The 13,331-nt window shown below is 60.8% G+C and carries 15 protein-coding genes; 7 read left to right on the top strand and 8 right to left on the bottom strand.

The genetic code is table 11. The features are described 5' to 3' along the window. Positions 1-87: 87 nt before the first annotated feature. Entirely contained in the window at positions 88-426 is a 339-nt protein-coding gene (locus V1T76_RS04340; protein ID WP_330559375.1) for a hypothetical protein, read from the top strand. Positions 427-486: 60 nt separating this feature from the next. Here the strand turns inward: V1T76_RS04340 and pheT are convergent, their stop codons facing one another. From pheT to V1T76_RS04320, 4 genes are all read right to left on the bottom strand, one after another. Continuing rightward, positions 487-2,904, bottom strand: coding sequence for a phenylalanine--tRNA ligase subunit beta (gene pheT / locus V1T76_RS04335; protein ID WP_330559374.1), 2,418 nt, complete (start codon positions 2,902-2,904; stop codon positions 487-489). A 58-nt stretch (positions 2,905-2,962) separates the two neighbouring features. Continuing rightward, positions 2,963-3,616 carry a phenylalanyl-tRNA synthetase subunit alpha gene (locus tag V1T76_RS04330; RefSeq protein WP_330559373.1) on the bottom strand — a complete coding sequence of 218 codons (654 nt, stop codon included), beginning with the start codon at positions 3,614-3,616 and terminating at the stop codon, positions 2,963-2,965. A gap of 25 nt (positions 3,617-3,641) precedes the next feature. Further along, entirely contained in the window at positions 3,642-4,724 is a 1,083-nt protein-coding gene (gene pheS / locus V1T76_RS04325; protein ID WP_330559372.1) for a phenylalanine--tRNA ligase subunit alpha, read from the bottom strand. A gap of 152 nt (positions 4,725-4,876) precedes the next feature. Beyond that, entirely contained in the window at positions 4,877-4,999 is a 123-nt protein-coding gene (locus tag V1T76_RS04320; protein ID WP_330559371.1) for a hypothetical protein, read from the bottom strand. Between the two features lie 199 nt (positions 5,000-5,198). Between V1T76_RS04320 and V1T76_RS04315 the strand changes: the two genes are divergently transcribed. Then, positions 5,199-6,152: a YihY/virulence factor BrkB family protein gene (locus V1T76_RS04315; protein ID WP_330559370.1), complete on the top strand. Its 954-nt coding sequence runs from the start codon at positions 5,199-5,201 to the stop codon at positions 6,150-6,152. Between the two features lie 39 nt (positions 6,153-6,191). On the opposite strand, the gene V1T76_RS04310 is transcribed toward V1T76_RS04315, so the two are convergent. Then, the gene (locus V1T76_RS04310; RefSeq protein WP_330559369.1) at positions 6,192-7,109 is read right to left on the bottom strand and encodes a LysR substrate-binding domain-containing protein; all 918 of its coding nucleotides are present in this window, start codon (positions 7,107-7,109) and stop codon (positions 6,192-6,194) included. A gap of 132 nt (positions 7,110-7,241) precedes the next feature. Between V1T76_RS04310 and V1T76_RS04305 the strand changes: the two genes are divergently transcribed. After that, positions 7,242-7,379 carry a hypothetical protein gene (locus V1T76_RS04305; RefSeq protein ID WP_006934065.1) on the top strand — a complete coding sequence of 46 codons (138 nt, stop codon included), beginning with the start codon at positions 7,242-7,244 and terminating at the stop codon, positions 7,377-7,379. A 172-nt stretch (positions 7,380-7,551) separates the two neighbouring features. Here the strand turns inward: V1T76_RS04305 and V1T76_RS04300 are convergent, their stop codons facing one another. Further along, positions 7,552-7,959 (bottom strand): tautomerase family protein, encoded by a 408-nt coding sequence (locus V1T76_RS04300; protein ID WP_330559368.1) that lies wholly within the window; start codon positions 7,957-7,959, stop codon positions 7,552-7,554. A gap of 98 nt (positions 7,960-8,057) precedes the next feature. On the opposite strand from V1T76_RS04300, the gene V1T76_RS04295 reads away from it, so the two are divergent. From V1T76_RS04295 to V1T76_RS04285, 3 genes are all read left to right on the top strand, one after another. Then, the gene (locus V1T76_RS04295; protein ID WP_330559367.1) at positions 8,058-8,894 is read left to right on the top strand and encodes a LysR family transcriptional regulator; all 837 of its coding nucleotides are present in this window, start codon (positions 8,058-8,060) and stop codon (positions 8,892-8,894) included. Positions 8,895-8,955: 61 nt separating this feature from the next. Beyond that, the gene (locus V1T76_RS04290; protein ID WP_330559366.1) at positions 8,956-9,318 is read left to right on the top strand and encodes a MerR family transcriptional regulator; all 363 of its coding nucleotides are present in this window, start codon (positions 8,956-8,958) and stop codon (positions 9,316-9,318) included. Then, positions 9,315-9,914, top strand: coding sequence for a short chain dehydrogenase (locus V1T76_RS04285; protein WP_330559365.1), 600 nt, complete (start codon positions 9,315-9,317; stop codon positions 9,912-9,914). The genes V1T76_RS04290 and V1T76_RS04285 overlap by 4 nt, the downstream gene beginning before the upstream one ends. A 17-nt stretch (positions 9,915-9,931) precedes the next feature. Here the strand turns inward: V1T76_RS04285 and V1T76_RS04280 are convergent, their stop codons facing one another. Together V1T76_RS04280 and lepA are read right to left on the bottom strand one after the other, a co-directional pair. Beyond that, positions 9,932-10,516 carry a PhnA domain-containing protein gene (locus V1T76_RS04280; protein ID WP_330559364.1) on the bottom strand — a complete coding sequence of 195 codons (585 nt, stop codon included), beginning with the start codon at positions 10,514-10,516 and terminating at the stop codon, positions 9,932-9,934. 239 nt (positions 10,517-10,755) lie between these two features. Further along, complete coding sequence (lepA, locus tag V1T76_RS04275; protein WP_330559363.1) at positions 10,756-12,561, bottom strand: translation elongation factor 4; 1,806 nt, start codon at positions 12,559-12,561, stop codon at positions 10,756-10,758. A 239-nt stretch (positions 12,562-12,800) separates the two neighbouring features. Between lepA and V1T76_RS04270 the strand changes: the two genes are divergently transcribed. Next, entirely contained in the window at positions 12,801-13,316 is a 516-nt protein-coding gene (locus V1T76_RS04270; protein WP_330559362.1) for a GNAT family N-acetyltransferase, read from the top strand. The last annotated feature ends 15 nt before the right edge of the window (positions 13,317-13,331 follow it).

Below are 13,331 nucleotides of genomic sequence, written 5' to 3'. Positions count from 1 at the left end.
ACAAATATGAAATGCGGATTGCCTACTGCTGGAAATCTCAGACATTTAATACATGACTTCGCCTGAATACTCAGGAAAGGCCTTGCGATGAACGAGAATAATACAAGAAAACCGCTAATAATCGCGAAGTTCGCGCTAAAGGCAGGCCTGTTCATGGGGGCGGCTATTGTGCCTGCACTGCAGGCCGAAGCGCAGACCCGGCGCCAGCCGGACACGACCCAACTGACCTGTGCCCAGACCCAGGATCTGATCAAGAGATTCGGTGGCATCAATCTGAAATCCGGGCCCTACAAGTTCGACCGCTTCGTGGCCGGTCGGAACCAGTGTTTTTCGGGGCAGACCGTGCGCCCGACCTTCGTACCGACGAAGGACGATCCGAAGTGTTCCGTTCTGGTGTGCGCCGAAATGGGGCAGACCCGCCAGTAAAAAAGGCCGCGCGATGGTGTTTCGCGCAGCCTTCTTTCATTCCGTCTTCTGTAAAGCCGATCAGCCTCTCAGCGTGCCGCCGGTCGCCTTTTCGACATTGGCGATGATCTTCTTCGCCACCGCGTCGATTTCTTCGTCCGTCAGGGTTTTCTGACGCGGCTGCAGCGTCACGTCGATCGCGACGGACTTCTGCCCTTCAGGCACGCCCTGGCCTTCGTAGATATCGAACAGCGTGACATCGCTGATCAGGGTCTTGTCTGCACCGCGGGCGGCTTTCAGCAGTGCCTCGGCCGAAACGTCCTTGCCGAGAAGGAAGGCGAAGTCGCGCTGGACCGGCATCAGACCGCTGACATTGAGCGCGCCCTTGGACCGGCCGCCCTTGCCCTTGGGTTCGGGCAAGGCATCCAGGTAGATCTCGAACGCGACCAGCGGCCCTTCGATGTCGAGCATCTGCAGCGTGCGCGGATGAATTTCACCGAACACCGCCAGCACGTTTTTCGGGCCGAGCTTGAGGCAGCCCGACCGGCCTGGATGGAACGTTGCCGGAGCGTCTGCCGACACCATCAATTTGTCCACCGGAGCACCGATGGCCGCCAGCGCCGCTTCGGCATCCGCCTTGGCGTCGAACACGTCAACGGTCTGGGAAACGCCAGACCAGTGCCGGCCGGCACCCTGTAGCTTCGCAGACCCGCGGCGAACGCCGGTCGCGACCATCTTCTGGCCTTCCGGAGTGTCGTTCTCGAACACCTGACCGACCTCGAACAGGGCAACATTACCGTATCCGCGGTCGGCATTGCGCTGCGCAGCCACGAGCAGGCCCGGAAGCAGGCTCGGGCGCATGTCCGACATCTCGGTGGAAATCGGATTGGCCAGCGCCAGCGCGGCGCTGCCGCCGCCGAAGAGCTCGGCGTGATCCTTGGCGATGAACGACCATGTGACCGCTTCATTGAAGCCACGGGCGGCCAGGGCCCGACGCGCCTTGTTGCGGCGGATCTGGCCGGTGGTCAGCACTTTCTGACCCACGGTGCCGGTGCGCGGCAGCGGCGTGAACGGCACCCGGTCCAGACCGATGATCCGCACCACCTCTTCCACGAGGTCGGCCTTGCCTTCGATATCCGGGCGCCAGCTCGGCGCGGCCACCTTGACCGTGTCGCCGGAGCCGGAAACCCAGAAGCCGAGCGATTTCAGCGTGACATTGGCCTCCGCAGGCTGAACGTCGACACCGGACAGGCGCTTGATTTCCGAATAGGGGAATTCGATGATCTTGCTGGTTTCCGGCACGGACCCGGCCTGAACCGTTTCCGAGGCCTCACCACCGCACAGGTCCAGAACCATGCGCGTGGCGTATTCCAGGCCAGGCATCATGTAGTCCGGATCGACGCCGCGCTCGAAGCGGTAACGGGCATCCGTGTTGACGCCGAGCTTGCGGCCGGTGGCAGCAATGTCGTCTTCGTCCCACAGAGCGGATTCGATCAGCACATTGACGGTTTCTTCCTTGCAGCCCGAAGGCTCCCCGCCCAGAATGCCGCCAAGGCTTTCCACGCCGTTGTCGTCGGAAATGACGCAGACCGTATCGTCGAGCTCATAGGTCTTGCCGTTGAGGCCGTCGATCGTCTCGCCAGGCCTGCCACGGCGCACAACAAGATTGCCATGCACCTTGTCCGCGTCGAACACATGCAGCGGCCGGCCCTGGTCGAAGGTGATGTAGTTGGTCATGTCGACAAGGGCGTTGATCGGCCTGAGGCCGATGGCGGTCAGGCGGTCCTGCAGCCATTTCGGCGACGGGCCGTTCTTCACGCCCTTGACAAGGCGCAGGCCAAAGGCCTTGCACATCGGTTTGGTGTCGCCGAAGTCCAGAGTGACGCCGACCGGGCAGGGGAAGGTGCCGCGAACCTGATCATTGCTGCGTTCCTTCAGCTTGCCGAGACCGGCAGCGGCAAGGTCGCGGGCAATGCCGTAGACGCCTGTGCAATCCGGACGGTTCGGGGTCAGGCCGATTTCAATGACCGGCTCGTCAAGTCCTGCCCACTCGGCATAGGTCATGCCGACCGGCGCATCCGCCGGCAGGTCGATGATGCCGTCATGTTCGTTGGAAAGTTCCAGCTCACGCTCCGAGCACATCATGCCGAAGCTTTCCACGTCGCGGATCTTGCCGACCGACAGCGTGACGTCGAGCCCGGGAACATAGTCGCCCGGCTTGCCGAGCACGCCGACAAGACCGGCGCGGGCATTGGGAGCCCCGCAGACAACCTGAACCGGATCGCCTTCGCCGGTGTCCACCTTCAGAACGCGCAGGCGGTCTGCATTCGGATGCTGCTCGGCTTCCAGAACCTTCGCGATCTTGAACGGCTTCAGGCGGTCGGCACGGTTGGTGACTTCCTCGACTTCCAAGCCGATAAGGGTGAGACGTTCAACGATCTCCTCAAGGCTGGCGTCGGTTTCCAGATGCTCCTTGAGCCAGGAAAGGGTGAATTTCATCTTTCGATCTCTTCAAACTTGGTGCGGCGTCAGAACCGCGAAACGGGATGTGGAGGCGTCAGTTGCCGAGCCGGTCCACTTCGGGAATGATGGTCGCAGCGCCGTAATTCTCGGCAAAACGGCGGCCGATATCGGAAAAGTCACGGGTCCAGCCGCGCACCATCTCCGGCGTGATCTGCTGTTTGGTGGCGATCGCCTGGGCCGCTTCCGTCTCGATCCGGTCCCGCAGGATGCCTAGCTCGATCTGGGCAGAGTATTCGGCCCGGTATTTGCCGAGCCAGCCCATGGCGACAATGACCACCATCACCAGAAGAGCAGCGGTGCTGGTTAGGCCGGCCCACTTTGCGGTGCCACCGATCCGGCGATCGCTGGCGATCAGAACGATCGAAGCGATGGTCAGGAAGGCTACGATATAAATCGCCTGCAGGAAGCTGTGGTACTTCTCGGTCGAGCTTTCTTCATGGCCGGCCCGCAGACGCGTGATCCGGTCCCGAAGATACAGCAGCGCATCGGCTTCGGTGCCCAGTTTTTCGCGGAAATAGGTGTCGCAGAAGCGAAGGCGGCCCCGGTTCTCGATCTTTTCGGCGCAAGCCTCCAGGAACGAGGTCGGCGTCGCAACGCGCGTATCCTTGTCGGCGGTCTGTGCCGCTGCCGGCAACAGGGCGGCAGCGGTCAGCAGGACGGCAAGGACGATGCGGATCAGCATAGACATGGTGGCGCCCCCCAAATTCAGGCGGTTAACTGGACAGACCACCGAACAGCGTCGGCAGGTCGAGTGGTCGGAAGCCGTAATGCTGGATCCAGCGGACGTCGGCATCGAAGAAGGCGCGCAGGTCCGGCATGCCATATTTGAGCATCGCGATACGGTCGATCCCCATGCCCCAGGCGAACCCCTGGTAGACATCCGGGTCGAGCCCGCAATTACGGATGACGTTCGGATGAACCATGCCGCAGCCGAGAATTTCCAGCCAGTCCTCACCCTGGCCGATCTTCACTTCGCCGCCGGACCGGTCGCACTGGATGTCGAGTTCCATGGACGGTTCGGTGAACGGGAAGAAGCTCGGGCGGAAACGCATCTTGATGTCGTCAACTTCGAAGAAGGCCTTGCAGAATTCGCGCAGGACCCATTTGAGGTGGCCGAAATGGCTGCCCTTGTCGATCACGAGACCTTCCACCTGGTGGAACATCGGCGTGTGGGTCTGGTCGCTGTCACAGCGGTAGGTCCGTCCCGGCGTGATGACGCGGATGGGCGGTTCCTGGCTGCGCATGGTCCGGATCTGCACCGGCGAGGTGTGCGTGCGCAGCAGCAGTCGTTCGCCGTCTTCCTTCGGATTGAAGAAGAACGTGTCGTGCATCTCGCGCGCCGGATGGCCTTCGGGAAAGTTCAGCGCGGTGAAGTTCAGTTCATCCGTTTCAATATCCGGGCCTTCGGCGATGGAAAAGCCCATGTCGGCAAAGATCGCCGTCAGCTCGTCGATAACCTGGCTGACCGGATGAATGCGGCCGGTTTCCACGGGTGTGGGGCGCAGGGGCAGGGTGATATCCACCCGCTCGCTGGTCAGACGCGCTTCCAGCGCAGCTTCCGCCAGCACGTCCTTGCGGGCGGCGATTGCGTCGGTGATTTTCGCCTTCAGGCCGTTGAGGGCAGGGCCCATCACCTGGCGCTCTTCCGGCGTCATCTTGCCGAGCGTTTTCATCTGCTCGGAGATGGAGCCCTTCTTGCCAAGGGCGGCAACGCGGATGTCTTCCAGGGCGGCTTCGGTCCCGGCGCCTTCGATGGCGGCCAGAAGATCGGTTTCAAGAGTGTCGAGGTTGGACATGCGTACTCGGTCATCGGTTCGCGCGTTGCGCGCGGAGGTGTCGAAACAGAAAGTCGGGGTCTTTTAGCGAATAATCGCAGCGATTGCCACGGCCTCATGCGCATTATTGCGTGAGTTCCCGAAGAGATGGAAAGCGCCGGAATTAAAGCGCGTTAGCGCGTAAATCGCCCGCAGGCGGGGCCCTGCAGCTCAATGAGACGCACGTCGATCCCGGACAGGGCCTGACAGCCTTCGGGAAGTCCGGAACGGCGGATATGTGCTGTACGATCGCTCATGGGGCGTCAATGTAGCGAAAGGCGGGGCGATGGCAAGCGGAAAAGGCAGTCCACCGCGCAACGGGGCCGAGGGCAGGGGGAAGGGGCCGATTGCCACGTAGAGGAACTCATTTCCCGCACAGGCGTTCACTTGCTGAGTTCCCTGCTGTTTGCCGACGTCCGTGGACAGCCGGGCGTTCAGGTACCAGAGGGGGCATGCATGACACGTGGAAGAGAAGCCGTCAGTCCGGAAGATATCCCGCCGGTTGGCTGGCTGGACATAGCCGTGCGCGTCTGGAACGCGGTCCAGCGCGACCATATCGACCTGATCGCGGCAGGCGTCGCCTTCTACGGCCTTCTGGCCATCTTCCCCGCCATAACCGCTCTCACCGCATTGTCCGGACTGGTTGTTGAGCCCGTGGAGGTGAGCCGTCAGCTGGAGCTGATCAAGAATTTCCTCCCTCAGGAAGCGTCGCAGATCATTCTGGCGCAGGCCGCCGATGTCGCCGGCAGCGAGAACACCGGGCTCGGCTTTGCATTCGTCATCGGTCTGGGTATTGCGATCTACTCCACCTCCAAGGGCATGGCCAGCATCATGGAGGGGCTCAACGTTGCCTATGACGAGGTCGAAAAGCGCGGCTTCATTGCGCTGAAGGCCCGGACGTTGGCAATGACCTTGCTGCTCGTTCTTGCGTTTATGATGGGCATAATTTCCGCGCTGCTGCTGCCGGTCGTTTTCAGTTACCTCGCCCTGCCGGAGTGGCTCGAGCGGGTCCTGTCCTCTGCGCGCTGGATCATTCTCGGGTTTCTGACCGTTACCGGGCTCTCTTTCGTCTACAGGTTCGGGCCCTCCAGAACCGACGCAAAATGGAAATGGATAACGCCCGGTGCCGTTATCGCCTGCCTGCTGTGGCTTGCCGCGTCCTACGGCTTTTCGGTCTATGTATCGAACTTCGCCAGCTACAACAGAACCTTCGGCAGTCTTGCAGGTGTCATCATCCTGCTCATGTGGCTCTGGATATCGGCCTATATCGTCCTGCTCGGCGCCGAGCTGAATGGCGAGATGGAGGCGCAGACAAAACGGGACAGCACCGTCGGGCCGGAGCGGCCAATGGGCTCGCGGGGGGCGGTGAAGGCCGACGTTCTGGGCAAATCCATCGCGGGTGTCGACTAGCCGAGGGCTCTGCCGGAGGTGAGCTGCGATCAGCTTGGCTTATGCCTCCACCGCATCTGCCCCCTTCGGTCTGCCGATGGAGCCCTGCAGTTCTTCGCGCAGCCAGTCGCCGAAGGCTTTCTTGGCTCTGGTCTGCGGGGCGTTCTTGCCACTGATCAGCCAGTAGGCGCTGCCGGTGGCCGGCCGTTCCGGGAAGGGCGCGATCACCTGACCGGATTTGACGGCATAGACGGCCAGCGTTTCCCAGGCCAGGAACACCCCATGGCCGGCAATCGCCGCATCGAGGCACAGGGAGCCGTCAGAGAAGGTCGGACCGTCCTGCAGGATGCTTTCATCAAGGCCGAAGAGATCCAGCCAGGTCTTCCAGGTAAACATTTGCCCGGGGTCGCGGATGATCGGCAGCTTGCCGATGTCCTTCGGTTCCCTGATCTGTTCCGCCAGCGCCGGGCTGCACACGGGAAACACCCGCTGGTGCAGCAGTTGTTCTGCCCTCACGCCCGGATAGGGCCCCTTGCCGACGCGGATGCAAAGGTCGACATCGCTCATGTCCGGATCGACCAGATCCACCGTTGCTTCTACCCGAACCCTGATGCCCGGATGTGCCTTGTTGAAGTTCTTGAGGTGCCACACCAGCCACTTGCCGGCAAAAACCGGCGCAACGGAGATCGTCAGCGCATCCTCGCGTCCGCGCTGGGTGGTGGCGATGGCGGTCGAGAGGGAGGACATGGCGCTGGTCAGATGCGGTTGCATTGCAAGCACATGTGCGGTCGGCAGCAACAGGCGGTTCTGCCGCTCGAACAGTTGCACCCCTAGCTGCGCTTCGGTCTTGTGAAGTTGCTGGCTGACGGCTCCAACCGTGACCCCGAGTTCGTTTGCAGCCGCCTTGGCGGAGCCCAGTCGGGCGACGGCTTCAACGGCGCGAAGGCCGGACAGGTGAATGCTGTTGAGGTTCTTCATTTAGAAAAACTAAACTGAAAATCAGAATAAGTCGATTTTTTTAGCGGATGGGAGCGTCTATATAGAGAGCATAGCTAAATTCAAAGAAGGAATTTGGCCATGCAAAAAACAATAATAAGGAGACTGAACCTCATGATGAAACTGTTTATGCGCCGCTACATGACGGCCCGTCCGGCATCCGCTTATGACCGCACCGACCCGCTGTCCCATCCGGCAATCGTGCGTATGTCCCAGCGCGAGCTGGCCGATCTGCCGCTCAACCGGCGCTAAGGCCGAAGGCCGGCTGAAAGGCCGGTCTGTGACCCTTCCGATCGACCCTCCGCGATGGATGGCCGGTTGGACAAGATCTGCAAATCAGAAAACGGCGCCTGGGCCATAAACCCGGCGCCGTTTCTGTTTTTGGGTGGGCGAAGCGGCCTGTTGCTGCTGCCCAGGGATGTGCTCAAACCGCAACCGGCTGCCTGTCGGCAAATTGCGCGACGCCGTGTCCGAACGACCAGTTCTCCAGCTTGGTCTCCACCAGATTGATGAAGATGTCCTCGGACCGAATGCCGACTTCGCGGGCAAGGCCTCTGGCGATCCGTGCAAACAGCGCCTTCTTCTGCTCGACGCTGCGCGTGTCGCTGACGGTCAGTTGAATGATGATAAGGTCATCAGACCGGTCGATGTTCATGAAATGACGGCCGAACAGGAAATCCTCGCGCGCATGTTCGGTGATCATCATGAACTTGTCGTCTTGCGGCACACCGAAGGTCTCGCGCATGGACTGATAGATTTCATCCAGAATCGAGGCTTTCTGGGCTGCGGTTTTGGAGCCCTTCAGCAGGGAAACGTTGGTAAGCGGCATCATGTCCTCCGTCTTTCGGGAATGAGCCAATTTTATCGGGGTGCTGAAGATAATAGAAACAAATCTTTGATATTTCAAAAATCATAAATTAGAATGATTGAATGACCGATCTCGATATGGATCTTCTGCGCGCTTTCGTGCGCGTTGCCGAAACAGGCAGCTTTACCCGGGCAGGGCAGATGACGGGCGCAAGCCAGTCTGCTATCAGCGTCAAGATCAAGAAGCTGGAAGACCGTCTCGGCAACACCCTCCTCAGCCGGTCGCCACGCTCCGTCCGGCTGACGAGTTTCGGCGCACGGTTTCTGAACGATGCACGCAGCCTGATCGACCTGCATGACAGTGTGGCAGCCCGTGTTTCCGGCCCATCCGTTCAAAGACAGCTGCGTTGCGGCATCAGCGATCATGCCGCCGGAGGCCGCCTGCCGGCCATTATCACCTCGCTCAGCAAGGCTCTGCCGGAGCACCGTCTGCACGTCGCTGTCGGTTATTCCGATACGCTCTATACTGATTTCAAGGCAGGGCTGTTCAGCGCGGTCATGGTGCGCTCCGAAGATGTCGAGGGTACCGGCCGTGTGGCCTTCGAGGAGAACCTTGTCTGGACGGCCTCCCGCGAATTTGCCTGGAAGGCGGGCGCGGCACTTCCCCTTGTCGCCCTGTCCGAGACATGCGCCCTCAGGCGCCTGGCGGAAGGCACGCTGAAGGACGCCGGGATCTCCTATGAAGACGCCTTCACCGGCACTGGTGTCGGCGCCATCCAGGCAGCGGTCAGTGCCGGCCTCGGTATCGCCTGCCTCGACAGGCGCAACATTCCGGCCGGCTGCCGTGAGGTTGGCGACCTCTATCAGCTTCCGGTCTTGCCGAAGACAAAGATGACGCTCTTCTGCCGCGAGGACGACATCGCCTCGGCGATTCTCGGCGCTTTCAGGGAACATCTTTGAGCCCTTGACCTGGAGTTGCTCCAGGGAGCTAGGGTTCACCTGACCAACAAGAGTGGAACCCATGCTGATCTCGGAAGCCTCCGTCAGAAGCGGCCTGAGCGCCGATACGATCCGGTACTACGAGAAGTCCGGGATCGTTCCTGCCATAGACCGCGGGGCGGACGGCCTGCGCCGGTTTTCTCCCGAGAATGTGGAGTGGCTCACGCTGCTCTACTGGCTGCGCAAGACCGGCATGTCGATGAAGGACATGCAGCGCTTCGCTGCGCTTTACCGCGAGGGCGGGCGCACCGTCAGCGAGCGCAAGGCTTTGCTGCTTGGGCATGCCGAAGCCCTCAAACGCAAACGCGCCGATCTCGACCGCCGCGAAGAGGTTCTTGCCGAGAAGCTTGCCATTTACGACAAACTGGAAGGACAACGCCCATGAAGATCATCATTGTTGGTGCAGCCGGAGCGATCGGGCAGGCAGCCTGTGCCGAGCTCTCCACCCGTCATGAGATCATCACTGCCGGGCGCTCAGCGGGTGATATCAAGGTGGACCTTGCCGATGAGGAAAGCATCGAGGCCATGTATGCGGAAGCCGGCCTCGTGGATGCGGTTATCTGTGCTGCCGGGGAGGTTGCTTTCGGCCGGTTGGCGGAGATGACCGGCGAAAAATATCTCTACAGCCTGAAGAACAAGGTGCTTACTCAGATCAATCTCGTTCTGAAGGGCCTGAAGGTTGTGAGCGAGGGCGGATCGTTCACCCTGACCAGCGGAATTCTGGACAGGGACCCGATCCGGGTCGGTTCGGGCTCGGCCACCACCAACGGCGCGCTCGGCGGCTTTGTCAAAGCGGCGGCCATCGACATGCCACGTGGTCTCAGGATCAATGTCGTGAGTCCCGGACTTCTGGAGGTCTCGGCCAACCGCTACGGTGCCATGTTCCCCGGTCACGAACACGTCTCGTCCCGGCGTGTCGGTCTTGCCTACGCCAAATGCGTCGAGGGAGGCGCGACGGGGCTGGTCGTGCCTGTGGACTGACGAGCCTGCCGGAGCACTCAGGCCTTCTTCACGAATTCCGTCAGGATGACGATGCGCTGATCGTTCACACGCCCTTCAATCTGGGAGGCGTTGTCCGCAACAAGGGAGATGTTGCGCACGGCGGTACCGCGTTTGGCGGTGAAGTTGGCGCCCTTGACCTTGAGATCCTTGATCAGGGTCACCGTGTCGCCGGCAGCAAGAACAGCGCCGTGGGTATCCTTGTGGACCACACCGTCATCGTCGTTCGTGCTGGCGACGCCAAGACCGGCCTTTGCCCAGGCAAGTGTATCCTCTTCCAGATACAGCATGTCCAGGAGATCTCGCGCCCAGCTTTCATCAGGCATTCTTGAAAGCATGCGGTAGGCAACAACCTGAACCGGTGGCACCTGGCTCCAGGCAGCTTCATTCAGGCAGAGCCAGTGTTTGGGATCGACATCGGCAGCGCCTGAAATCTGATCCGCGCACGTCGTGCATGCGAGAACCGCCATCTCCGCGGTGCCGTCAGCATCCGGGCCAACGTCGAGCGGCTGCAACGCATCGGTGGCACCGCAGAATTCGCAGGCATTGCCGGCGCGGTCGGAAAGGGTCTGTTCGATAGTCATGGCAAGGCCTTGCTTGGGGGGGCGCCGCGGGCGGGCTTTTTCAGCCGGTCTATGGCGCTTCAATCAGGAGGGCAAAGAGGAGCAACGTTTGTCACGCCGGTTTGCCGAAGGCAAGACCTGGGCCTTGCAAACCTTGGCGCTGATACCTCTTGTCACGGAAAGCCGTGCATCGCCCGCCGTTCGAAAACCGCCGTAGGTCCGCTGGAGCTTTGGCTTGGCGCGTTGCGCCAAGCGGGTTCTCAATCGTCCATTTTCAGGGCCTGGATAAAGGCTTCCTGCGGGATTTCGACCTTGCCGAACTGACGCATCTTCTTCTTGCCGGCCTTCTGCTTTTCCAGCAGCTTGCGCTTACGGGTGGCATCACCGCCGTAACACTTGGCGGTCACGTCCTTGCGCAGGGCCGAGATGGTCTCGCGGGCAATCACCCGGCCGCCGATGGCTGCCTGGATCGGGATCTTGAACATGTGCCGCGGGATCAGCTCTTTCAGCTTTTCGCACATGGCGCGGCCGCGGCGTTCCGCCTGGCTGCGGTGCACGAGCACGGAAAGCGCATCGACAGGTTCTTCGTTGACCAGGATCGACATCCTGACGAGATCGCCGGCCCGATAGTCCGAAATCTGATAATCGAACGATGCATAACCCTTGGAGATCGACTTCAGACGGTCGTAGAAGTCGAACACGACTTCGTTGAGCGGCAGGTCGTAGGTCACCATCGCGCGGGAGCCGACGTAGGACAGGTCGATCTGAAGACCGCGCCGTTCCTGGCACAGTTTCAAAATGCCGCCCAGATATTCGTCCGGGGTCATGATGGTTGCGCGGATCCATGGCTCGCGGATTTCGGCGATCTTCACGATGTCCGGCATATCGGCCGGGTTGTGAAGTTCAACGTCCGAACCGTCCGTCAGGGACATCTGGTAGACCACCGACGGGGCGGTGGCGATCAGGTCGAGGTCGAACTCGCGGTAGAGCCGTTCCTGGATGATTTCCAGATGCAGCAGGCCGAGGAAGCCGCAGCGGAAGCCGAAGCCGAGAGCGGCGGAGGTTTCCATTTCGAAGGAGAACGAGGCATCGTTGAGGCGCAGCTTGCCCATGGCAGCGCGCAGGTCTTCGAAGTCGTTTGCATCGACCGGGAAAAGACCGCAGAACACGACCGGCTGAGCCGGCTTGAAGCCCGGCAGGGCTTCCGCACAGGGTTTCTTTTCCAGGGTGATGGTATCGCCGACACGGGTGTCGGCAACTTCCTTGATGGACCCTGTGATAACGCCGATCTCGCCGGCTTTCAGTTCGTCCACCTGCAGGAATTTCGGGGTCATGACGCCGACGCGGTCAACGTCATAGGCAGCGCCCGTGCCCATCATCTTGATCTTCTGGCCACGCTTGAGGGACCCGTCTATGACCCGGACAAGCACCATAACGCCAAGGTAGGTGTCGTACCAGCTGTCGACCAGCATCGCCTTTAGCGTGGCGTCCGGGTCGCCTTCCGGTGGCGGCAGCTTTTTGACGATCGCCTCCAGCACGTCATCGACGCCAAGACCCGTCTTGGCGGAGATCATGCAGGCTTCCGACGCATCGATGCCGATCACATCCTCGATCTGCTCCTTGATGCGGTCCGGTTCGGCCGCGGGCAGGTCGATCTTGTTGAGGACGGTGACGATCTCATGATCGTTGTCGATGGCCTGATAGACGTTGGCAAGCGTCTGCGCTTCCACACCCTGCGAGGCATCGACCACCAGCAGCGAGCCTTCACAGGCCGCAAGCGAGCGGGACACTTCATAGGCAAAGTCCACGTGGCCCGGCGTGTCGATCAGGTTCAGCGTATATTGTTCGCCGTCCTTGGCATTGTAGATCAGGCGCACTGTTTGCGCCTTGATCGTAATGCCGCGCTCGCGTTCGATATCCATCGAATCGAGCACCTGCTCTGTCATTTCGCGGTCGGTCAGCGTGCCGGTCATCTGGATCAGGCGGTCGGCCAGCGTCGACTTGCCGTGATCGATATGAGCCACGATGGAAAAGTTGCGGATGTTGGAAAGCTTCTTCGTCGTCATGGCCGCCCCTTTACCACTGCAATTCGATTTCGCCTAGTGGATTGAAGCCCGCGGGCGTTGAATTCCGGTGCTTTTTTGTACCCTCAGCGGAATGCCGGGGTCCCCCATGGCCAACGGGATCTGTCGCCCCCGACAAATGACGTAGTTCGCGGCAGACATTTGTCTTGGCAATTCAATCTTAAAGTGTGATCTAGATTGTATCGGCAGAGACGAGTTGAACAGCCCCACAAGAGTGTCCGATGTTGATCCGCAATGCAGAACCGAAAGACGTCCCGGCAATTCTGACGCGTTATAACCAGGCCGTGCGCGAGACGACGGCTGCCTGGACAAATCGCGAGGAAACGCTGGACGAAAGACTGACCTGGTTTGAGGGGCGGATGAAGCAGGATCTTCCGGTTCTGGTGGCGGTGGACGACACGGATGCCGTGCTTGGTTTTGCCAGTTTCGGGCCGTTCCGGCCGCGCGAAGGCTATCGCCTGACGGCGGAACACTCGGTCTATGTCGACCCGGCGGCACAGCGCCGCGGCATTGGCCGCGCGCTGCTGGAGCGCCTGATTGAGATTGCCATCGCCAAGAACCTGCATGTGCTGGTTGGCGTGATCGACGGCGGCAACGCGGCCTCTATCGCCCTGCACGAGAAACTCGGTTTTCATGTCGCCGGGCGCTTGCCGGAAGCCGGCACAAAGTTTGGCCGCTGGCTGGATCTGGTCTTCGTCGCCAAGGTTCTGGGACCGATGCAGTCGCCGGAAGATTAGGCGCTATCCAGTCCG

This window comes from Roseibium sp. FZY0029 (assembly GCF_036350355.1).
Classification (GTDB): Bacteria; Pseudomonadota; Alphaproteobacteria; order Rhizobiales; family Stappiaceae; genus Roseibium.
The sequence above is the reverse complement of the archived record's forward strand: the minus strand, read 5'-3'. Positions and strand labels throughout refer to the sequence as shown.

Coding starts and splice junctions, on each gene's coding strand:
- V1T76_RS04305 (WP_006934065.1), top strand. CDS start 7,242: ATGATGAAACTGTTTATGCGCCGCTACATGACGGCCCGTCCGGCATCC.
- V1T76_RS04290 (WP_330559366.1), top strand. CDS start 8,956: ATGCTGATCTCGGAAGCCTCCGTCAGAAGCGGCCTGAGCGCCGATACG.
- pheT (WP_330559374.1), bottom strand. CDS start 2,904: ATGAAATTCACCCTTTCCTGGCTCAAGGAGCATCTGGAAACCGACGCC.
- V1T76_RS04315 (WP_330559370.1), top strand. CDS start 5,199: ATGACACGTGGAAGAGAAGCCGTCAGTCCGGAAGATATCCCGCCGGTT.
- V1T76_RS04340 (WP_330559375.1), top strand. CDS start 88: ATGAACGAGAATAATACAAGAAAACCGCTAATAATCGCGAAGTTCGCG.
- V1T76_RS04300 (WP_330559368.1), bottom strand. CDS start 7,959: ATGATGCCGCTTACCAACGTTTCCCTGCTGAAGGGCTCCAAAACCGCA.
- V1T76_RS04295 (WP_330559367.1), top strand. CDS start 8,058: ATGACCGATCTCGATATGGATCTTCTGCGCGCTTTCGTGCGCGTTGCC.
- V1T76_RS04330 (WP_330559373.1), bottom strand. CDS start 3,616: ATGTCTATGCTGATCCGCATCGTCCTTGCCGTCCTGCTGACCGCTGCC.
- V1T76_RS04270 (WP_330559362.1), top strand. CDS start 12,801: ATGTTGATCCGCAATGCAGAACCGAAAGACGTCCCGGCAATTCTGACG.
- V1T76_RS04285 (WP_330559365.1), top strand. CDS start 9,315: ATGAAGATCATCATTGTTGGTGCAGCCGGAGCGATCGGGCAGGCAGCC.
- V1T76_RS04310 (WP_330559369.1), bottom strand. CDS start 7,109: ATGAAGAACCTCAACAGCATTCACCTGTCCGGCCTTCGCGCCGTTGAA.
- pheS (WP_330559372.1), bottom strand. CDS start 4,724: ATGTCCAACCTCGACACTCTTGAAACCGATCTTCTGGCCGCCATCGAA.
- lepA (WP_330559363.1), bottom strand. CDS start 12,561: ATGACGACGAAGAAGCTTTCCAACATCCGCAACTTTTCCATCGTGGCT.
- V1T76_RS04280 (WP_330559364.1), bottom strand. CDS start 10,516: ATGACTATCGAACAGACCCTTTCCGACCGCGCCGGCAATGCCTGCGAA.
- V1T76_RS04320 (WP_330559371.1), bottom strand. CDS start 4,999: ATGAGCGATCGTACAGCACATATCCGCCGTTCCGGACTTCCCGAAGGC.